The following is a 20,646-nucleotide window of genomic DNA, read 5'->3' on the forward strand; positions in this document are numbered from 1 at the left end:
CTGAAACGATACTGATAAAGTCTGAATGCGATGGATGAACTGATTCGACAGGCGTTAACGGTCCTGCGCGGGATGTGGAAGCGTCGCTGGCTGGGGGTCGTCGTCGCCTGGGTCGTGGGCGCGGCAAGCGTGGCGGCCGTCCTGGCCATTCCCGACAAGTACGAAGCGTCGGCGCGCATCTTTGTCGATACCCAGTCGATTCTCCGGCCGCTGATGTCCGGTCTGGTCACACAGCCGAACGTCGATCAGCAGGTCATGCTGCTCAGCCGCACCTTGATCAACCGGCCGAACGTCGAGAAGCTGATCCGGATGGCGGACCTTGATCTGAACATCCAGTCGAAGGTGGACCGGGAGGCGCTGGTGGAAACACTGATGTCGTCGCTGAAGATCAACAATACTTCGCGCGACAATATCTACACCATCACCTACCGCGATACGCAGCCCGAGCACGCCAAGCGCGTGGTGCAATCGCTGGTTTCGATCTTTGTCGAATCGAATCTCGGCGACTCCCGCAAGGATACCGAAGCGGCACGCAAGTTTCTCGACAAGGAGATCGCCGGCTACGAGAAGAAACTCGAGGAGGCCGAGGCGCGACTGAAGGAATTCAAGCTGCGCAATCTGGCCAACCAGAATTCCGAGGGCAAGGACCATTTTGCGCAGATGAGTGCCACCGGCGCGCTTCTTGAGCAGAGCCGGCTCGAACTGCGCGAGGCCCAGAATTCGCGTGACGCGCTCAGGCGCCAGATCCAGGGCGAGGAGCCGACCGTGCTGCCGGATTCAAGTCAGGAGCCGATTGCCGGCGTGGCGGTGCCGGAGATCGACAGTCGGATAGACGCCCTCAAGCGCAATCTCGACGCGATGTTGCAGCGTTTCACCGACAAGCACCCTGACGTCGTGAGCACGCGGCGCCTGATCAAGGATCTCGAAGAGCAGAAGCAGCAGGAGATCGTCGCCCGCCGCAAGACGGCCGTCACCAATCCCAGCGTTTCGGTCAACGCCAATCCGGTTTACCAGCAACTGAAGGTGACCCTCTCCGAAATGGAGGCGCGAGTCGCGGCGCTGCAGACACGTGTTGGCGAGTATCAGGCGCGCTACGATCGGCTGAAATCGGCGATCAGTCTGGTGCCCCAGATCGAGGCGGAGTTTACGCAGCTGAATCGCGACTACGAGATCAACCGCAAGAACTACGAACAACTGGTGCAGCGGCGTGAATCGGCCAGCCTCGGGAGCGAGATGGACAACACCGCCGGCGTCGATTTTCGTCTGATCGATCCGCCGCGCGCTTCACCCAAGCCGGTAGCCCCCAATCGCACCCTGTTCCTGCCGCTGACCTTGCTCCTGGCGCTGGTTGCCGGGGTGGCTGCCACCTTTGCCGCCAGTCAGCTCCGACCGGTGTTTTTCGATTCGCGCTCCCTGCGGGAAGCCTGCGGCCTACCGCTGCTGGGGACCGTGTCCATGCTCGTCGACGAGGAAAGCCAGCGTCGCGACAGAAAGGATTTGCTGCGCTTTGCTGCTGCCTGTGGATCACTGATTGCGGCCTATGGCGCGGGGCTTCTCGCCTTGTTTCTTATTTCCGTCCGTACTGCCTGAGGAACACCCATGAGCCTCATTGAACAAGCGGCGAAGCGTCTGGAACAGTTGCGCAAGGCGGGTGTCGAGGTCACCGGTTCGGCTGCCGACACCGAAGCGCCGGCGTCCGCAAATGCCGATTCGCCAGTGCCGTCGACGCCGGTGCCGATCATCAAGCGACAAGCGCCAGCAGGCGCGGCTGCGCCGGCCGCCGTTGCGGTGTCCCGTCACATCGAGATCGATCTCAATGCGCTTTCGGCGGCCGGCCTGATCAGTCCGGATGCGCCCCGATCGCAGCTTGCCGATCAGTATCGGGTCATCAAGCGGCCACTGATCGCCAACGCCATGGGCAAAGGGGCTACGCCGATCAAGCGCGGCAACCTGATCATGGTGACCAGCGCGGTTTCCGGTGAGGGCAAGAGCTTCACCGCGATCAACCTGGCGATGAGCATCGCCATGGAACTGGACAACACGGTGATGCTGGTCGATGCCGACGTGCCGAAGCCATCGGTGCTCAAGATGCTCGGCCTGCCGCCGTCGCGCGGCCTCCTCGATGTGCTCACCGACGAGTCGGTGGCGCTGTCGCAGGTGATGATGAGGACCAGCGTCGACAAGTTGAGCATTCTTCCGAGTGGTACGCAGCATGCGCGCGCGACCGAACTGCTGGCCAGTGAGGCCATGGTCAAGTTGCTCGACGAGATGGCCAACCGTTATCCCGACCGGATCATCATCTTCGATTCGCCGCCGCTGTTGATGACCACCGAGGCGAGGGTACTGGCCAGCCACATGGGGCAGGTCGTCGTCGTCGTGAAGGCTGAAAGCACCGTTCGTAGTGACGTCAAGCACGCTCTCGCCGCGATCGACTCCTGCCCGGTGAAACTGGTGCTGCTCAACCAGGCGCGCACCAGCACGCAGGATGGTTACGGCTATGGTTACGGCTATGGCTATGGTTACGGCTATGGTGGCAAGGTTGCCGAAGATGCTTGAAGGGACGACCGGACATGCCCTTTTCGCCGGGCCGCGGAGCAGGCGTTATGCTGTTGATCCAGCCGCTGTCCGGGACGGCCGGCGCTACCAGGCTCCCGCATCCTGGCTGGGTGTTGCGCTGATTTGCGGCGCCATTCCGGCGGCGCATGCCGAGAATTGGCGGATCACGCCGACCCTTGCCGTCAACGAGACGCTGACCAACAATCTCTATCTCAACTCCACCAACCGGACCAGCGATCTGGTTACCGGCATCACCCCCGGGATCTCGATCGACGGCAAGGGAGGGCGTGCCAGTCTGCGCCTGAGTTACGCCTTTACCGAACAGATCTATGCCCGGGAGTCCTCGTCGAATGGCCATCAGAATGCGCTGACGGCAATCGGGACGCTGGAAGCCATCGATGACTGGTTGTACATCGATGCGACGGGAAGCATCTCGCAACAGTATCTTTCTGCCTTTGGCGCGATTTCGCCGAGTAATGCCAACGTCAACCGTAACCAGACGGAAACGTCGAGCTACTCGATTTCTCCCTATATCAAGGGCAGGTTCCTGACCTCCACCGAGTATTTCCTGCGCTACAAGGGAACGACGACCTCCTCGCAATCCGGTCTGGCGCCTGACCTCAACTCCAGCGAGTGGGTGGGCAGGGTCAATGGTCTCACCGGCTGGGGGCCGCTTTCCTGGGCGCTGGATGCGAGCAACGTGCGCAGCGACTACTCGCGCGGCCAGGACTACGAGGCCACGCGTTATGGGCTGACCCTGACTTACCGGATCAATCCGCAATGGCGCGTGTCGCTCATCGGTGGGCAGGAGTCGAACAATTACGTGAGTCTGCAGCAGGAGACGCACAACACTTCAGGTTATGGTTTCGTGTGGACGCCAGGCCCGCGTACGGAACTGTCGGCCACCCAGAACCGGCGTTTCTTCGGTGATGGCTACGACGTCAGTTTCAGCCACCGGATGCCGCTCTCGATGGTGACCTATCGGGCCAGCCGGAACGTTTCCTTCCAGCCGGCGGGCGTCGGGTATACCGGGCAAGGCAGCAACTTCGACGCCTTCTATGCGATCATCGCCGCCAGTAACCCCGGGATGGCGCCGGACGCGGTCCGCGAGCAGGTGACGCAGGTGCTGCAGGCCCGCGGGCTGCCGGCTGACGGCACGGTGGTCAATGGTTACCTGAACGATCGCCCGAACCTGCAGACGCTGCAACAGCTTTCCTTCGCCTTGCTCGGCGCCCGCAACACCGTGACCCTGAACATGACCGAGAGCGAACAACAGCCTCTGGGCCTGGCCAACGGGGTGACCAATGATTACTCCTTGAGCAACCGGACCCTGCAGCGCGGTGTTGGCCTCATCTGGGGGCATCAGTTGACCGGCCTGTCGACGCTTTCGCTGTCGCTGACCCAGCAGCGCAGCATCAGTTACCTGGAAAACGTGCCGGACAGCAAGACCCAAGGGGCCTACCTGCTGTGGTCTACCCGCATCTCACCGAAAACGCAGGCCAACATCGGCGCGCGACGGGTGATTGCCGACGGTGCGAGCAGCTATACGGAGAGCGCGCTGACCGGTGCCCTCTCGCACAGCTTCTGATCGGGCATCATGTACGAGTCCTTCTATGGCTTGACCAGCAAGCCCTTTCAACTGAACCCGGATCCTTCGTTCTATTTCGCCAGCAAGCAGCACCGGCGGGCGATGGCTTACCTTGAGTATGGTCTGAATCAGAACGAAGGCTTCATCGTCGTTACCGGCGAGGTCGGTGCCGGCAAGACCACCATCGTGCGCGGCCTGCTCAACGATCTCGATTCGGCGAAAGTGGTGGCCGCCCAACTGGTCAGCACGCAGCTTGACGCCGAGGACATCCTGCGCATGGTCGCCGCCGCTTTCGGCGTCGGCGCCAGGAATATGGGCAAGTCGGAGTTGCTGCTCGCCCTTGAGGCTTACCTCGTCGACGTCACCCGTCAGGGCCGGCGTTGCCTGCTGATTGTCGACGAGGCACAGAACCTGACGCCGCGCGCGGTCGAAGAACTGCGCATGCTGTCGAACTTCCAGTTTGGCACGCAAGCCTTGCTGCAAAGCTTCCTGATCGGTCAGCCCGAGTTCCGGAAGATCATGCAAAGCGCGCAGATGCAGCAATTGCGCCAGCGCGTGATCGCCGCGTGCCATATTGGCCCGATGGATCAGGACGAAACGCAGGCGTATATCGAGCACCGGCTCCGGTGTGCCGGATCGAAAGGCTCGCCGCGCTTCGACGCGGGGGCCTTCGAAGCGCTTTTCGAGGCCAGCGGGGGCGTTCCCCGGCGCATCAATTCGCATTGCGATCGACTCCTCCTGGCTGGCTTTCTCAGCGGCAAGAGCGAATTCACGCGTGCCGATGTCGAGGACGTGGCCAAGGAGATCCGAGACGAGACCCAGTCGGCCCCATCGCCGTCCGCCGGCGAGATGGTCGACGCGGGCTCGGCGGTCGCCAACCCGCAACTGACGGAGAGCGGCATCCTCGACATCGACCTGTCGCGGCTGGAGTTGGACGCCAGTACGGCGGGTCAGGCCGCGCGCGTCATTGCGGATCTCAAGAATGGTCAGGCGGAGCAGCGCATGATCCGTATGGAGCGCAGCATGGTTCGCCTCGAGCGCACCAATGCGGCGGTCCTGTCGCTGCTGCAGCAACTGGTGGATGCGGTAAGGGTTAAACAGTGAAAGGAAGTCGTCTTGTTAAATGAATCATGGCCTGCTGATCTGGGTCCGGTGATCTGTGTCGTCGGTGCGCGCCCCAATTTCATGAAAATGGCACCGATTCTGCGCGCGTTCAGCGCCCACCATCCGGCATTGCCGACGCTGCTCGTGCATACTGGGCAGCACTACGACCGGGACATGAACGATCGCCTGTTCGTGGACTTGCGTCTGCCGCATCCGGACATCAATCTCGAGGTGGGTTCGGCAACGCACGCGGTGCAGACCGCGGAAGTGATGCGGCGTTTCGAGCCGGTAGTCGATGCACAGCGGCCGTCCTGCGTGCTGGTCGTCGGCGACGTGAATTCGACGCTGGCCTGTACGCTGGTCAGCGCCAAGAAGGAAGTGCCGGTGGTGCATGTCGAAGCCGGCCTGCGCAGCTACGACCGGGCGATGCCGGAGGAGATCAACCGCGTCCTCACCGACCAGATCGCCGACCGCCTGTATACCACCGAGCGCAGCGCCCAAGCCAACCTGGCGCGCGAAGGGATCGCCGAGGAACGCGTGTGTTTTGTCGGCAACGTGATGATCGATTCCCTGCTGTCGAATCGCGAGTTCGCCCATTCCCCGACGAAGACGCTGCAGATGGCCGGTGTCGATCCGGCGGTTCTCGACGATCCGCGGGGTTATGGCGTGGTGACGCTGCACCGCCCGTCGAATGTCGACCGGGCCGAGCAACTGGCGCCCTTGCTGAGCGTGTTGCGCGAGGTTTCCGAGCAACTGCCGCTGGTCTTTGCCCTGCATCCCCGCACGCGCGCCAACATCGATCGCTTCGGACTTGGTGAACTCCTGGCCAGTCCGCGCATCGTCCTGCTGCCGCCGCAGGGTTATCTGGAAATGCTCGGATTGCTCGCCGGTGCGAAACTGGTGCTTTCCGATTCCGGCGGCCTGCAGGAAGAAACCACGGCATTGGGCGTGCCCTGCCTGACCATTCGCGAGAATACCGAACGTCCGATTACCGTCGAGCAAGGCACCAATACCCTGGTCGGCTGCGACCCACAGGCGATCCGCAAGGGCGTCGCCGAGATCCTGTCCGGTACCGGCAAGACCGGGCGCGTTCCCGAGTTGTGGGATGGGCGGGCGGCGGAGCGGATCGCCGCCGATCTCTCGCAGTGGTTGCTCGCGCGCCACGCGCGGCGCGGCAGCTAGAACGAGTTTCCGAAAATGCCCGGCCAGCCGCTGACCAACGCCCTGACGATCGACGTCGAAGACTACTTCCAGGTTTCGGCGTTCGCTCCGTACATCGCGCGCGATCGATGGGACACCTGCGAGTGCCGGGTCGAGCGGAACGTCGAGCGTATTCTGCTGATGCTCGAAGAAATGCACACGCGTGCGACGTTCTTCACGCTCGGCTGGATCGCCGAACGCTACCCGCATCTGGTGCGTCGGATTGTCGATGGAGGGCACGAGCTGGCTAGCCACGGCTACGGCCATCAGCGTGCCAGTGACCTGAATGCCACGGAGTTTTCCACCGACGTGAGTACGGCCAAGAAGCTGCTGGAAGATATTTCGGGTCACCAGGTGATCGGCTACCGGGCGCCAAGCTTCTCGATCGGTGAAGGCAATCTGTGGGCCTTCGACTGTCTCGAACGTGCCGGTTATCGCTACAGTTCGAGCATCTATCCCATTCGCCATGACCACTACGGCATGCCGGATGCGCCACGCTTTTCTCACCAGGTGCGTCCCGGATTGCTCGAACTGCCGGTGACCACGGCGCGTTTCTTCAACCGCAACTGGCCGGCCAGCGGTGGTGGCTACTTTCGCCTGTTGCCCTATGCGCTGTCGCGCTGGCTGCTGCAAAAGGTCAATACCCGCGATCAGCAGGCGGCAATCTTCTACTTCCATCCCTGGGAGATCGACGCCGGGCAACCGCGGGTTGCCGGGATCAATGCCCGGACGCGTTTCCGCCACTATGTCAACCTGCAGCATACCGAAGGCCGGATCAGGCGCTTGCTCGCCGACTTCCGCTGGGGGCGGGTCGATGAAGTGTTTCTCGGCGGCGGTTGCCCTGCCGCAGGGGTCGGTCAATGAACAGCAGCCGCGAGGAAGTGGCCAGGCTTGCTGCCGTAGCGACCGTGCCGGTCAGCGTCCGCCGCCTGGATCCCGACGACCCGGGGGCCGTCGATCGCTGGGACGCGTTCGTTGAAACCTGCCAGGAAGCCACCTTTTTCCACAAGTCCGGGTGGCAGCGCATCATGCGTGAGGTCTTCGGGCATCGTACGCATTTTCTCTATGCCGAGCGTGCGGGTGTCGATCGAGGGTGTCCTGCCGCTGGCGCAAGTCAAGAGCCTGCTCTTCGGGAACACGCTGGTGTCGCTTCCCTTTGCCGTTTATGGCGGGGTGGCTGCCAGCAGCCCGGCGGCGGCCGCGGCTCTGGAACAGGAGGCGCAAGTCATCGCCAGGCGCCTCGGCGTTGCCCATCTGGAACTGCGGAACACGCAGCAACGCCACCCCGAATGGCCGCTGCAGGATCTCTACGTGCGTTTCCGCAAGGAGATTGCCCCGGAAGTCGAAGCCAACATGCTGGCCATCCCGCGCAAGCAGCGGGCGATGGTGCGCAAGGGCATCAAGCATGGCTTGACGCAGCGAGATCGATCGGCGATCCGGGCCGGTTCTTCGCGCTCTACGCCGACAACGTCCATCGGCACGGGACACCGGCATTGCCGCGGCGTTATTTCGACGCCCTGCAACGGGTGTTCGGCAGCGATTGCGAGGTGCTGACGGTGGTGGACGGCGCCGGGCGTTCCCTGAGCAGCGTGTCATGAGCTTCTACTTTCGTGACGAGGTCCTGCCGTATTACGCCGGCGACGACGTTGTCGGCGCGCGAACTCGCGGCCAACGATTTCAAGTACTGGGAGTTGATGCGCCGCTCCTGCGAGCGTGGGCTGCGGGTCTTCGACTACGGTCGCAGCAAGCAGGGCACCGGCTCGTATGCCTTCAAGAAGAACTGGGGCTTCGAGCCGCAGCCGCTGTTCTACGAGTATTGCCTTTATCGCCGTGATGCCATTCCGCAGAACAACCCGTCCAATGCCAAGTACCGTCTGCTGATCGACACCTGGCGGCGAATGCCGATCGGCCTGGCCAACTGGCTCGGGCCGTTCATTGTGCGCAACCTCGGTTGAGCAGCCTGCAAGCTCGTTTCCCTTGGCGGTGATCACGCGGAACTGATGACTTCCGAAGCCAGCAATTTGCAGAAAGCCACTCCATGAACCAAGCCGTGCCGATTCCGAGTTCCCCTGCCAGCGCTGCCGCCTGGCGAGTCGCCTTGCCTGCCCTGGCTCTGGCCTTCCTGCTCGTCCTGGTGCTCTTTCGCGAGACGGCGATGGCGATGGCGAGTATCTGGGTCCGCTCCGATACCTACGCGCATGGACTCATCGTGCCGCCGCTGACGCTGTGGCTGATCTGGCGGAAGCGTGCCAGCCTGGCGTTACTGGCACCCACGCCACAGCTACTGGGCGCTCGTGCTGTTGGCCGGCGCGGGTTTCGCCTGGCTGGTCGGCGAGGTGGCGGCGGTCAATGCGCTGTCGCAGTTTGCGCTGATCTTCATGCTGATTTTCATCGTGCCGGCGGTGCTGGGCTGGCGGGTCGCGCGCTGCCTTGCCTTTCCGCTGTGTTTCCTGCTTCTTCGCCGTGCCCTTTGGTGATTTCACGCAGCCGAAGCTGATGGAGTGGACGGCGCACTTCACCGTGCTCGGTTTGCGCCTGACCGGCATCCCGGTGTACAGCGAAGGGCAGCACCTGATCATTCCCACCGGGAGCTGGTCGGTGGTCGAGGCCTGCAGCGGCGTTCGCTATCTGATCGCTTCGGTCACGGTGGGCACGCTGTTCGCCTACCTGACGTATCACTCGCTGGCGCGACGCCTGACTTTTGTCGCCATCTCGATCCTCGTACCGATCGTCGCCAACTGGGGGCGTGCCTACATGATCGTGATGCTGGGTCACCTGTCGGGCAACAAGCTGGCCGTCGGCGTCGACCACCTGATCTACGGCTGGGTGTTCTTCGGTATCGTGATCATGGCCATGTTCTGGATTGGCGCGCGCTGGCGCGAGGACGATCCGCCGCAGCCGCGGCCGCAGCCGTCCCGGGTATTGCCGACGGCCGCCGTGACGGCTGGAGCCGCCTCGGTGTGGGTCGCTGCGGTCGCCAGTGTGCTGGTGGCGTCCCTGTGGCCATTCGCGGAACGGCAATTGGCACACGCCACGGGCGGGTCTTTGAGCCGGATGGCGTCGCTGGAAGCAATCGACGGCTGGCAGCCCACGCCGTCCGCGTTGAACGACTGGCGGCCGCGCTTCGGAGACTACGCGGCGAGCACGCAGGCAAGCTTTGAAAACGGTGGTCACCTGGCCGGGCTGTTTCTCGCCTATTACCGCAACCAGGACCAGCAGCACAAGATGGTCAGTTCGATGAATGTTCTGGTGACCAACGATGACCCGGTCTGGGCCAAGGTCGCCGGGGGCACACGCGAAATCTCCTTCAACCAGCAGCCGATCCAGGTGAGCACGACGCAGTTGCGCGGGCCCGGCGGCATCCGTCTGGTGGTCTGGCAGTGGTACTGGGTGAATGGGCATTGGACCTCCAGCGATGCACTGGTCAAGGCCTATACGGCGCTGTCGCGGTTGACCGGCAAGGGCGATGACTCGGCAGTGATCGTTCTCTACGCGCCGCAAGGCCAGGCCGGTGAGGGCGACGCCGTGCTCGCCGACTTTGCACGCGCCGCCGGGCCGGCCGTGAGCAGCGCACTGCAGCAAACGCTGGCCACTCGATGATCCTGGCGCACGACGCGCGCCCACTGGTCGCGCATGTGGTTTTTCGTTTCGACGTCGGCGGTCTGGAGAATGGCGTCGTCAACCTGATCAATCACATGCCGGCCGACGCCTATCGCCACGCGGTGATTTCCCTGACCGAAATTACGGATTTCCGACGCCGCATCGTGCGTGACGATGTCAGCTTCGTCGCCCTGGAGAAACCACCCGGACACGCGATCCGGATTTACCCCCGCCTGTTCAGCCTTTTTCGGCAGTTGCGGCCGGCGATCGTGCACAGTCGCAATCTGGCGGCACTGGAGGTGGCCATGCCGGCCTGGGCGGCGGGTGTTCCGGTGCGCATCCACGGCGAACATGGCCGCGATATCGGCGATCTCGATGGTTCCAGCCGAAAGTACCAATGGCTGCGGCGTTTTTATCGCCCATTCGTGACGAGATACATAGCGCTGTCGCGCGATCTCGAAGATTATCTCACCTGCCGGGTGGGCAGTGAATCCAGCCCGGGTGTCACAGATTTACAACGGTGTCGATGCGCAGCGCTTTCATCCGGCCGGGACTCGTCAGCCGATTGTTGGCTGTCCGTTCTCGGATCCGCGTTGCTGGCTGGTGGGTACCGTCGGACGCATGCAGGGGGTCAAGGATCAGACGACTCTGGTCAAGGCCTTCATCAGGGCTCTTGAGCTATTCCCTGTGCTGCAGCGTCGACCTGCGGCTGGTGATCATCGGCGATGGACCGTTGCGGGCACAGGCGCAGGCGATGCTCGAACAAGCCGGACTGGCCGACCGGGCGTGGTTGCCGGGGCAACGTGACGACGTTCCCGAGATCCTGCGTGGTCTGGACTGTTTCGTGCTGCCATCGCTGGCCGAGGGGGTATCGAACACCGTCCTCGAGGCGATGGCCAGCGGCCTGCCGGTGATTGCGACCGCCGTCGGTGGCAATGGCGAGTTGATTGGCCAGGGTCGTACGGGCCAACTCGTGGCGGCGGCCGACGCCGAGGCGATGGCCAGGGAGATCGCCGGCTATGCGCTGGACCCCAAGCGTGCGCGCGCTGCCGGGTGTGCGGGACGGGCCGTGGTCGAGCAGCGGTTCAGCCTGGAAGCGATGACGCAGCACTACCAGGGACTCTACGATCAGTTGTTGGGTTCGGCAGCCGGCAGGGCAAGGCGCAGCACCTTGATCCATCCGTAGGCGAACGCGGCAACCCAGGAAGGGAAGCGAAGCAAGACTATGTGCGGCATTACCGGAATCTTTGATACTCGTGGCCGGCGCGACATCGATCGCGCCGTGCTGACACGGATGAACGAGTCGCAGCATCATCGTGGCCCGGATGAGGGCGGGCTGCACGTCGAACCGGGCCTCGGCCTCGGCCATCGGCGGCTCTCGATCATCGACCTGTCGACCGGCCAGCAGCCGCTCTACAACGAGGATCAGAGCGTTTGCGTGGTGTTCAACGGGGAAATCTACAACTATCAGGAACTCATTCCGGAGTTGCTGGCGCTCGGGCATGTCTTTCATACGCGCAGCGACACCGAGGTCATCGTCCATGCCTGGGAAGCCTGGGGCGAGGACTGCGTCCGTCGTTTTCGCGGCATGTTCGCTTTTGCGCTCTGGGACCGCAACCGCGAGACGCTCTTTCTCGCGCGCGACCGGCTGGCGGTCAAGCCGCTCTACTATGCCCTGTTGCCCGATGGCACCTTCCTGTTCGGCTCGGAACTCAAATCGCTGCTGGCACATGGCGGCCTCGCGCGCGAGATCGACCCGCTGGCGGTCGAGGAGTACTTTGCGCTTGGTTACGTCGCCGAGCCGAGAACCATCTTTCGTCAGGCGCGCAAGCTGCCCCCTGCGCATACCCTGACCCTGCGGCGTGGGCAGCCGGCGGCGGCGCCGAAGGAATACTGGGACCTGCGCTTTACCCTCGATGCCGCGTGTTCGGTAGACGAGGCCTGTGAGCAACTCGACGAGAAACTGCGCGAGTCGATCCGCCTGCGCATGATCGCCGAGGTGCCGCTGGGGGCCTTCCTCTCGGGAGGGGTAGATTCCAGCGCGGTCGTCGCGTTGATGGCCGGTCTCTCGAACGATCCGGTGAATACCTGCTCGATTGCCTTTGACGATCCTGCGTTCAACGAAGCGCAGTTTGCCCAGAAGGTTGCCGACCGTTACCGCACCCGCCATCACTGTGACCTGGTCGCCAGCGACGACTTTGATCTGGTCGACACGCTGGCCAGTCTGTACGACGAGCCCTATGCCGACAGTTCGGCGATTCCCACCTACCGCGTCTGTCAACTGGCGCGCCGGCACGTCACGGTTGCCCTGTCGGGTGACGGTGGCGATGAAACCTTTGGCGGCTATCGTCGCTACCGCCTGCACCTGATGGAAGAACGCCTGCGCGCGGCCGTGCCGCATAGCGTGCGTCGGCCGCTGTTTGGTCTGCTCGGTCGCTGCTATCCGAAAGCGGACTGGGCTCCGCGCATGTTTCGCGCCAAAACGACGTTTGAAGGCATGGCGCGCACCTCGGTCGAAGCCTATTTCCATTCCGTATCGATCCTGCGTGGTCCGATGCGCAAACAACTTTTTACCGATCGCTTCCGGCGAGAAATCGACGGCTACAGCGCCGAGGACGTCTTTCGCTACCATGCCGGACGGTCGGAAACCGACGATCCGCTGGCCCTGATCCAGTACCTCGACCTCAAGACCTACCTGGTCGGCGACATCAACACCAAGGTCGACCGTGCCAGCATGGCGCACTCGCTGGAGGTGCGCGAACCCTTGATGGACCACGAGTTGCTCGAATGGATGGCGACGCTGCCATCCGCGTTCAAGGTCCGTGGCCAGGAAGGCAAGTTCCTGCTCAAGAAAGCGATGGAGCCGCGCCTGCCTCAGGACATCCTCTATCGACCGAAGATGGGATTCTCGGTGCCCCTGGCGCGCTGGTTCCGAGGCCCACTGCGCGAGCGCGTCCGCGACGCGGTGCTCGGCCCGCGCCTGGCGGCGACCGGCTGGTTCAACGAGGATTACCTGCGGCACGTCGTCGATGCCCACCAGTCGGGCATCAGCGACTACAGCGCCGCGCTGTGGACGCTGCTGATGTTCGAGGCCTTTCTGCGCAACGTCGTCGATGCGCCGACCGATCAGGCGGCGGTCGCCGGCATAGCGGCGCAATGACCCTGGGTGGCCGCAGATGAGCAATCTTCTCTACCTGGTACATCGCCTTCCCTACCCGCCGAACAAGGGCGACAAGGTTCGCTCGTATCACCTGCTCAAGCACCTGGCGGCCAGGCACCGGGTATTCCTCGGCACGTTCATCGACGATCCGCAGGACGAGGCCTATGTCGAGGCGGTACGCGAGTACTGCGTCGACCTGCATCTGGTCCGGCTCAAACCGCATCTGGCGCGCCTGCTGAGTCTCCGGGGCCTGCTCAGCAACGAACCGCTGACGCTGCCCTACTATCGCAATGCCGGGCTGCAGGACTGGGTCGATCGCACGCTGCGCGAACAGCAGATCGACGCCGCCCTGATTTTTTCCTCGGTCATGGCGAGCTTCGTCGAGCGCGCACCGCGGCTACGTCAGTTGGTCGACTTTGTCGACGTCGATTCCCTGAAATGGGGCCAGTATGCCGCCAACCACCGCTGGCCGATGTCCTGGTTGTACCGGCGCGAGGGCAGGCGCCTGCTGGCTTTCGAACGTGCGGTCGCGATCCGGGCCGAACGATCGTTCTTTGTCACCCAGGGCGAGGCCGACCTGTTTCGGGGTCTGGCGCCGGAGTCCGCCGGTAAAGTCGAGGCCATGTGCAACGGAGTGGACGCCGACTTCTTCTCACCCCGAAAGGAGCTGTCCTCACCTTTCCGCGTCGACGAAACGGCGGTGGTGTTTACCGGCGCCATGGACTACTGGCCGAACATCGACGCGGTGAGTTGGTTCGCCGCCGACATCTTGCCCAGGCTGCGTCAGAACTGGCCGGATCTGCGCTTCTACATTGTCGGACGCAGTCCGACAGCGGCGGTGCAGGCGCTGGCCGGGGAGCACGTGGTGGTCAGCGGCACCGTCCCGGACGTTCGTCCTTACCTGCAGCATGCGGCGGTCGTCGTTGCGCCCCTGCGGCTGGCACGTGGCGTCCAGAACAAGGTCCTGGAAGCGATGGCCATGGGCTTGCCGGTCGTCGCCTCCAGTGAGTGTTCGACGGCAATCGACGCGGTCCCCGAGCGCGATTTCCTGACCGCAGGAACCGTGCCGGAGTACGTCAGCCAGATCGAAGCCCTGTTGCGCGAGCCGGCACGTTCTGCCGCCATCGGCATTGCCGCACGCCAGCAGGTTCTGGCGCGCTACAGTTGGGACGCCCACCTCTCGGTGATCGACCGCCACCTTGGCGGGGCAACGTGAAATACTGCCGGTGCCCGACAGCCGCGCTGTGTATGATCGGCTTCTCCAGATACAGGGGCAGCAGCATGACGTTTAGTCGGTGTTCGGCGAGGGTCTTCAAGACCTGCCTGGGTGGCGCACCCGCGGGCAGGCGCAGGGAGGGTGGCCGGTGAGCCTGCGCATTCTGCACATTCTCGATCACTCCATTCCACTGCACAGCGGGTATACCTTCCGCACCCTGTCGATCCTGCGCGAGCAGCACAAGCTGGGCTGGCAGACGTTCCACCTCACGACGCCGAAGCATGTCGCTTGCGATCTGACCGAAGAATCCGTGGACGGCTGGCACTTCTACCGTACCCCCGCGCCAGCGTCGACCGCCGTGTCGCTGCCCGGACTCGGCGAAATGGCGTTGATGCGTCAGGTCGAGAAGCGCCTGCTGGAAGTGGTGGATCTGGTCAAGCCGGACATCCTGCACGCCCACTCGCCGGTCCTCAATGCCGTGCCGGCATTGCGCGTCGGCAAGCGTCTCGGTCTGCCGGTGGTCTACGAAGTGCGTGCCTTCTGGGAAGACGCGGCGGTAGACCACGGCACAACCAGCGAGGGCAGCCTTCGCTACCGCCTCACCCGCCGCCTGGAAACGCACGCTCTCAAGCGCGCGGACCATGTGTTCACCATCTGCGAAGGTCTGCGCTCGGATATCGTGGCGCGCGGTCTCCCGGCAGCGAAGGTGACGGTGATTCCCAATGCGGTCGATATCGATTCCTTTGCCGTCGGTGGCGCCGCCGATGCCGGGCTGAAGGAGCGACTGGGACTGGCTGGCGCCACGGTGATCGGCTTCATCGGTTCCTTCTATGCCTATGAAGGGCTCGACCTGCTGATCGAAGCGTTGCCGCAGATTCTCGTGCAGCGCCCGGAAGTACGCTTGCTGCTCGTTGGCGGCGGTCCCCAGGAGGGCGCCCTCAAGGAACAGGCGGCAGCTCTCGGCCTGGCCGACAAGGTGGTGTTCAGCGGCCGCGTTGCGCATGCCGAAGTCCCGCGCTACTACGATCTTGTCGATGTCCTGGCGTATCCTCGCCATTCGATGCGCCTGACCGAACTGGTGACTCCCCTCAAACCGCTCGAAGCGATGGCGCAGGGGCGCCTGCTGGTGGCTTCGGATGTCGGTGGTCATCGGGAGTTGATCCGCCATGCCGAGACCGGCATGCTGTTCAAGGCCGGCGATGCGGCCGCCCTGGCCGGCGCAGTCCTGCAACTGCTGGCGCAAAGCGACCGTTGGCCGGAACTGCGGGCTGCCGGCCGGCGCTTTGTCGAGCAGGAGCGAAACTGGCGGCAAAGCGTTGCCAACTACCAGGCACCGTTTGCCCGCCTGGTCCCGTCCCGCTTCTGACATGCAGGCCCCTCGTTACCCGGCACACATCGTCGTGCTGTCCAGCCTCTTCCCCAGCCAACTCCAGCCCGGGGCCGGGTTGTTCATCCGCGAACGCATGTTTCGCGTCGGCCAGCGGCTGCCACTCAGCGTGGTGGCCCCCAGCCCGTGGTTCCCTTTGCAGGGTCTGCTGCGCCGCTTCAAGCCGCATTTCCGGCCGGGCGCGCCGCGCTACGAGAAACAGTCCGGCGTCGACGTCTGGTTTCCGCGCTTCCTGTCGATTCCCGGTGTGCTCAAGGGGCTCGACGGCTGGCTGATGGCCATCGGCGCCTACGCGACCCTGCGCCGCTTGCAGCGGGAAGGGCGACTGGACATCATCGATGCCCATTTTGCCTACCCGGACGGCTATGCAGCCAGCCTGCTCGGCAACTGGCTGCAGGTGCCGGTGACCATCACCCTGCGCGGGACCGAGACCCGTCATCTCGAAGACGCCCGCCTGGCGCCGCTGCTGCTCAAGGCCCTGCAGCGCGCGACCAGGGTGTTCTCGGTCTCCGAGTCGTTGAAGAAGCTGGTCGTCGCCCGCGGCGCGGCGCCGGCGAAGATCGAGGTGGTGGGCAACGGCGTCGACACGGTGCGTTTCTCGCCACGCGACCGGGTCACCGCCCGCGCCAGCCTGGGCCTTTCGCCGAGCGCTCCGGTCCTGATATCGGTCGGCGGCCTGGTTTCCCGCAAGGGTTTTCACCGGGTCATCGAAATTCTTCCGCAACTACGCCGGGACTTTCCCGGCCTGGTGTATCTCGTCGTCGGTGGTCCGAGCGCCGAGGGCGACAACCGCGCCGAACTGGAAACCCAGGTCGCCGGACTGGGCTTGCAGGACTGCGTGCACTTCCTCGGTCCGCGTTCGCCGGACGCGCTGGCCGACATCCTCTCGGCTGCCGATGTGTTTGTCCTCGCCACCAGCAACGAAGGCTGGGCCAACGTCTTCCTCGAAGCGATGGCCTGCGGTCTGCCGGTGGTCACTACCGATGTCGGCGGCAACCGGGAGGTGGTGCGCGATGCCAGCCTGGGCGTCGTCGTGCCTTTCGGCGATGCACAACTCCTGGCCGGGGCGCTGGCCGCCGCACTGGGACGGAACTGGGATCGCGCAGCCATCCGCCGCTATGCCGAAGAGAATTCATGGGGCGAGCGGGTGGAGCGACTTTGCGGACACTTTCAAGGCCTCGTACGCGGGCCGTCGGAGGCGCGACCGAATGGCTAGCCTGTATACCAAGCTCGTTTCCGGGCTGCTCTTTCCTCTCCACGAGCGTCTCAAGCACCACCACACGGTGGCCGTCAGACAGCGCATGGAGGCTTCTCAATGGTGGTCGACCGAACGGCTGGCGGCGCTGCAGCGGGAGCGCCTGCGCGCCCTGCTGGTCAAGTCCCAACGCGATGTGCCGTACTACCGGGATCTTTTCGCCAAACTCGGGTGCGATGCCGTCGACATTCACAGCATCGACGACCTGCAGCGGCTGCCATTTCTGACCAAACCGATCATTCGCCAAAACCTGGAACAGCTCAGGTCCGAGCGTGCCGGGGCTCTGGCGCGCTTCAATACCGGCGGGTCTTCCGGGGAGCCGCTGATTTTTCTCATCGGCAAGGAGCGGATCAGTCACGATGTGGCCGCCAAGTGGCGCGCCACCCGCTGGTGGGGCGTCGATATCGGTGATCCGGAAATCGTCGTCTGGGGGAGTCCGATCGAACTCACGGCCCAGGACCGTATCCGCCAGTTCCGCGATCGGCTGTTGCGTACCCAACTGCTGCCGGCGTTCGAGATGAGCGAGAGCAAGCTCGACGGTTTCGTGGACACCATTCGGCGCACCCGCCCGGCGATGCTCTTCGGCTATCCCTCGTCAATCTCGCTGATTGCCCGGCACGCCGAGAAGCGTGGCCAGGCGATGAATGATCTGGGCATCCGAGTCGCTTTCGTGACCTCCGAGCGCCTCTACGAGCACCAGCGCGACGACATTGCCCGCGTCTTCGGCTGTCCGGTAGCCAATGGCTACGGGGGCCGCGACGCCGGTTTCATCGCCCACCAGTGCCCGCAGGGCGGGATGCACATCACGGCCGAAGACCTCATCGTCGAAATCGTCGATCGCGACGGCCAGGTCCTGCCGCGTGGCGCCGCGGGCGAGGTGGTCGTCACCCACCTGGCCACCGGTGAGTTCCCCTTCGTGCGCTACCGCACCGGTGACGTGGCGGTACTCTCCGACCGGGTCTGTGCCTGCGGTCGTGGGCTGCCGCTGCTGGAAGAAATACAGGGCCGTACGACCGATTTCGTGGTCGCCGCCGACGGCACGATCATGCACGGTCTGGCCGTCGTCTACCCGATCCGGGACATCCCCGGCATTGAAGCCTTCAAGGTGGTGCAAGAGACACTGCTGCGTGTCGTGGTTCAGATCGTGCCGGGCGAGAACTGTGGTCCGCAGGTCGAGACCCTGATCGCCAGCGGCATCAAGGCCCGGCTCGGACAGGAGGTCGACGTGCAGGTGCTGCGCGTTGCCGACATCCCCAGGGAAAAATCCGGCAAGTACCGCTACGTGCAAAGCCTGGTCGTGGGAGGTTGACTTGAGTACATGCGTCCCGGGCGGCCCTGTCCTGCCGGATGCCGACTGGCCGGGATGCGCCCCGGAATGGGTGAGCAAGCATGCGTGACCTGCTGGTCGTGGGCATCGTGCTGGTCGGTAGCCTGTATGCCCTGCGCTATCCCTGGTTCGGGATCATGCTCTGGACGTGGGTCAGCCTGATGAACCCGCATGCCCTGGCTTACGGCTTCGCGCGCGACTTTCCGGTGGCGGCGATCGTCGCCATCGCCACGCTGATCGGCGTGCTGACGACCAGAGAGAGGCAAAACCCTTTCGCGCAATCGCCAGCGGTCTGGTTGCTCCTGTTCATGGTGTGGATCTGCTTCACCTATCCGTTTTCGTACAATGTCGAGGGCAGCACCGAGATGTTCTCCAAGGTCATGAAGGTTGATCTCATGATCCTGGTGGCGCTGACGCTGCTGAAGACCCGCCGCCACATCGAGTTCTTTGTCTGGGTCGTGGTCTTTTCCCTGGGCTTTTACGGCGTCAAGGGCGGCATCTTCACGATCATGACCGGTGGCAACTACCGCGTCTGGGGCCCCGGTGGATTCATCGGGGGCAACAACGAGGTCGCACTGGCCTTGATCGTGGTCATCCCGCTGATGCGCTATCTGCAGTTGCAGGCGACCCATCGCTGGGTCCGGCACGGGTTTACGGCCGCCATGCTGTTGACGGCGGCGGCCGCCCTGGGTAGCCACTCGCGGGGGGCACTGCTGGCCATTGCCGCGATGGCCGTCTACCTCTGGCTGAAGAGCCCGAAAAAGGTGGGGTTTGGCGTGTTTCTGTCGCTCGCGGGCGTACTGCTGGTCATCTTCATGCCCGAAAACTGGTCGGATCGGATGCATACGATAAGCTCGTACGAAGAGGATGCTTCGGCGATGGGGCGCATCAACGCCTGGTGGACTGCCGTCAACGTCGCCAGGGCACACGTCACCGGGGCCGGTTTCGACATGTATTCGCCGGTGATCTTCTCGCGCTTTGCGCCCGACCCGCGTGACATCCATGCGGCACACAGCATCTATTTCCAGGTGCTGGGCGAACATGGCTTCATCGGACTGTTTCTCTTCCTGGCGATCTGGTGGTCGGTATGGCGCATGGCCAGATCGATCACCAACAACAAGAGCGCGGAACCGAGTCTGCTCTGGGCGAAACAGCTTGCCTCCATGTGTCAGGTCAGCCTGGTGGGATATTTCGTCGGCGGCGCGTTTCTGAGCCTGGCCTATTTCGATCTACCATACAACCTGCTGGTGATGACGGTCCTGACCAAGCGCTGGCTGATCCAGGCAGAATCAGGACCGGTGCGGGATCAGAAGGCATTTGCCACCCAGGCACCTGCGGTGTAGTGTAGCGCGCGCCTTCGCAAGCTCCCTGGCGCTAGCGAAGTGCTCTGGACGGTAACAATATCGAGCTTCTGGAAGGTGAAAGAATGACTGAAAGTATTGTGGGGCGGCGTGGTCTTTGGCAGACAATCGTCAACCACCGCCTTCTGGCAGCAACTTGGCGATCAACCCAGCAGGTATTGAGGGTTTGTTGCGCTGTGCTTGTCGGTCTCGGCGCGGCAGGCGAGGCCTGCGGCCAACGGAACAATGTCGAGTATCCGGACTGGGCCACCCGCTTTCCAGCGGTTGAATTGTACGAGCCGGATTGCGGACCCCTTTACATTCCCAACAAATACGGTCCGTTTGACTACCGGGTGCTGGCGCCAGTGGATCGTGATCTGGTCGATAGGGCGCACTTCAGTTACGAATATGAAGCGTACCTGCAGGGGAAGGACTGGAGTGCCCGGCCCGGCAACCCGGGACCACCGGCGGGGGGATTCAGCTACACACTGTGGGCGTTCCCGAACCAGTTGCGGGCACTGGCAGCAATGGAGGACCTCGGTATTCGCTACAAGTCCGAAAAGCCGCGCGGAGCGAGCCTGCGTGTCCATTGCTACTTTCAGAGGGCGGTCCGGCTTGTTCCGAACGATGCCGACGTTAGGGCACTCTACGGCTACTACTATGCGCGGCGTGGCAAGGTTGCCGAAGCCCGGCAACAACTCGAAAAAGCCGATGCGCTTGATTCGTCGAAGGCAAACGTGTGGCTTTACGTGGCGTTTGCTTATCTGGAGATCAAGGATTACGAGAAATCGCTTACCGCAGCCAAGCGGGCCTATGCAGCGGGTTACTCCCTGCCGGGGCTGCGTCGTCGTCTCGAACGGGCAGGTGCGTGGCGAGACTAACCCACCGAAAGGTATTCCTTTGCCAGAGATCA

16 protein-coding genes and 3 pseudogenes are annotated in these 20,646 nt (G+C 63.5%); 18 read left to right on the forward strand and 1 reads right to left on the reverse strand.

The features are described 5' to 3' along the window. The first annotated feature begins 30 nt into the window (after positions 1–30). The 6 genes from AC15MQ_RS20855 to AC15MQ_RS20880 all read left to right on the forward strand — a co-directional run bounded on the left by AC15MQ_RS20855 (position 31) and on the right by AC15MQ_RS20880 (position 7,312). A complete protein-coding gene (locus AC15MQ_RS20855) occupies positions 31–1,590 on the forward strand; it encodes an XrtA system polysaccharide chain length determinant (protein ID WP_287654562.1) in 1,560 nt (519 codons plus the stop codon). Between the two features lie 9 nt (positions 1,591–1,599). Further along, positions 1,600–2,556, forward strand: coding sequence for an XrtA-associated tyrosine autokinase (locus tag AC15MQ_RS20860; protein ID WP_287654561.1), 957 nt, complete (start codon positions 1,600–1,602; stop codon positions 2,554–2,556). Continuing rightward, the gene (locus tag AC15MQ_RS20865) at positions 2,549–4,144 is read left to right on the forward strand and encodes a TIGR03016 family PEP-CTERM system-associated outer membrane protein (protein ID WP_483081219.1); all 1,596 of its coding nucleotides are present in this window, start codon (positions 2,549–2,551) and stop codon (positions 4,142–4,144) included. Before AC15MQ_RS20860 ends, AC15MQ_RS20865 begins: the two co-directional genes overlap by 8 nt. Before the next feature lie 9 nt (positions 4,145–4,153). Continuing rightward, the gene (locus AC15MQ_RS20870; protein WP_287654559.1) at positions 4,154–5,248 is read left to right on the forward strand and encodes an XrtA/PEP-CTERM system-associated ATPase; all 1,095 of its coding nucleotides are present in this window, start codon (positions 4,154–4,156) and stop codon (positions 5,246–5,248) included. A gap of 81 nt (positions 5,249–5,329) precedes the next feature. Beyond that, complete coding sequence (wecB, locus tag AC15MQ_RS20875; protein WP_483081348.1) at positions 5,330–6,430, forward strand: non-hydrolyzing UDP-N-acetylglucosamine 2-epimerase; 1,101 nt, start codon at positions 5,330–5,332, stop codon at positions 6,428–6,430. Positions 6,431–6,445: 15 nt separating this feature from the next. Further along, positions 6,446–7,312 (forward strand): XrtA system polysaccharide deacetylase, encoded by an 867-nt coding sequence (locus AC15MQ_RS20880; protein WP_287654557.1) that lies wholly within the window; start codon positions 6,446–6,448, stop codon positions 7,310–7,312. Here the strand turns inward: AC15MQ_RS20880 and AC15MQ_RS20885 are convergent. Further along, on the reverse strand, positions 7,306–7,497 hold the full coding sequence (locus AC15MQ_RS20885; protein WP_483081358.1) for a hypothetical protein: 192 nt from the start codon (positions 7,495–7,497) through the stop codon (positions 7,306–7,308). The two genes, AC15MQ_RS20880 and AC15MQ_RS20885, sit on opposite strands and share 7 nt — an antisense overlap. Between AC15MQ_RS20885 and AC15MQ_RS20890 the strand changes: the two are divergent. The 12 genes and pseudogenes from AC15MQ_RS20890 (at position 7,477) to AC15MQ_RS20945 (ending at position 20,614) form a co-directional block, all read left to right on the forward strand. After that, positions 7,477–8,403: pseudogene (locus AC15MQ_RS20890) on the forward strand (FemAB family XrtA/PEP-CTERM system-associated protein). The gene AC15MQ_RS20885 and the pseudogene AC15MQ_RS20890 overlap by 21 nt on opposite strands. A gap of 206 nt (positions 8,404–8,609) precedes the next feature. Further along, a pseudogene (locus AC15MQ_RS20895) lies at positions 8,610–8,672 on the forward strand (hypothetical protein); the annotation flags it as partial. Positions 8,673–8,694: 22 nt separating this feature from the next. Then, positions 8,695–8,925, forward strand: a complete 231-nt coding sequence (locus AC15MQ_RS20900) for an archaeosortase/exosortase family protein (protein WP_483081220.1) — start codon at positions 8,695–8,697, stop codon at positions 8,923–8,925. Further along, positions 8,912–10,048: an exosortase A gene (xrtA, locus tag AC15MQ_RS20905; RefSeq protein ID WP_483081221.1), complete on the forward strand. Its 1,137-nt coding sequence runs from the start codon at positions 8,912–8,914 to the stop codon at positions 10,046–10,048. The genes AC15MQ_RS20900 and xrtA overlap by 14 nt, the downstream gene beginning before the upstream one ends. After that, positions 10,045–11,234: pseudogene (locus AC15MQ_RS20910) on the forward strand (TIGR03088 family PEP-CTERM/XrtA system glycosyltransferase). The gene xrtA and the pseudogene AC15MQ_RS20910 overlap by 4 nt, the downstream one beginning before the upstream one ends. Before the next feature lie 39 nt (positions 11,235–11,273). Then, complete coding sequence (locus AC15MQ_RS20915; protein ID WP_287654552.1) at positions 11,274–13,208, forward strand: XrtA/PEP-CTERM system amidotransferase; 1,935 nt, start codon at positions 11,274–11,276, stop codon at positions 13,206–13,208. Between the two features lie 16 nt (positions 13,209–13,224). Continuing rightward, positions 13,225–14,424 carry a TIGR03087 family PEP-CTERM/XrtA system glycosyltransferase gene (locus AC15MQ_RS20920; RefSeq protein WP_287654551.1) on the forward strand — a complete coding sequence of 400 codons (1,200 nt, stop codon included), beginning with the start codon at positions 13,225–13,227 and terminating at the stop codon, positions 14,422–14,424. A 154-nt stretch (positions 14,425–14,578) separates the two neighbouring features. Continuing rightward, positions 14,579–15,790 carry a TIGR04063 family PEP-CTERM/XrtA system glycosyltransferase gene (locus tag AC15MQ_RS20925; protein WP_483081349.1) on the forward strand — a complete coding sequence of 404 codons (1,212 nt, stop codon included), beginning with the start codon at positions 14,579–14,581 and terminating at the stop codon, positions 15,788–15,790. A gap of 1 nt (position 15,791) precedes the next feature. Next, entirely contained in the window at positions 15,792–17,027 is a 1,236-nt protein-coding gene (locus tag AC15MQ_RS20930; protein ID WP_287654550.1) for a glycosyltransferase, read from the forward strand. Beyond that, the gene (locus tag AC15MQ_RS20935) at positions 17,020–18,375 is read left to right on the forward strand and encodes a phenylacetate--CoA ligase family protein (protein ID WP_287654549.1); all 1,356 of its coding nucleotides are present in this window, start codon (positions 17,020–17,022) and stop codon (positions 18,373–18,375) included. Before AC15MQ_RS20930 ends, AC15MQ_RS20935 begins: the two co-directional genes overlap by 8 nt. 80 nt (positions 18,376–18,455) lie before the next feature. Beyond that, a complete protein-coding gene (locus AC15MQ_RS20940; protein WP_287654548.1) occupies positions 18,456–19,736 on the forward strand; it encodes a putative O-glycosylation ligase, exosortase A system-associated in 1,281 nt (426 codons plus the stop codon). Positions 19,737–19,930: 194 nt separating this feature from the next. Then, positions 19,931–20,614 (forward strand): tetratricopeptide repeat protein, encoded by a 684-nt coding sequence (locus AC15MQ_RS20945; RefSeq protein WP_287654547.1) that lies wholly within the window; start codon positions 19,931–19,933, stop codon positions 20,612–20,614. The last annotated feature ends 32 nt before the right edge of the window (positions 20,615–20,646 follow it).

It is taken from the genome of Candidatus Accumulibacter propinquus (assembly GCF_056856495.1).